At 63.9% G+C, this 227-nt stretch carries 1 pseudogene; it reads left to right on the top strand.

The annotated features are described in order from the left end of the window. Positions 1–227: pseudogene (locus HMPREF2675_RS11685) on the top strand (hypothetical protein); the annotation flags it as partial.

The raw sequence follows: 227 nt of genomic DNA, 5'->3' as shown, positions 1-227 counted from the left end.
GCCTTGGCCTACGCCAACGGCGCCGACCCGCTTGCCGGCGGCAGCGCTGCCGTTGCCGCCGAACGCGCAGCCGAGTATCTGGCCAAACAATACGACGACGGCAAGACCGCCATCGACCCGATAACGGGGAAATTCAATCCCAACCTTCTGCCCGAGCACATTAAAGAAGAGATCAAAGCGCAGACCGGTGCGGTTGCTTCGGTGGTGGGTGCGGCCGGAGGCAGCCT

The sequence above is a fragment of the Neisseria sp. HMSC061H08 genome (genome assembly GCF_001836795.1).
GTDB lineage: Bacteria > Pseudomonadota > Gammaproteobacteria > Burkholderiales > Neisseriaceae > Neisseria > Neisseria subflava_A.
The sequence above is the reverse complement of the archived record's forward strand: the minus strand, read 5'-3'. Positions and strand labels throughout refer to the sequence as shown.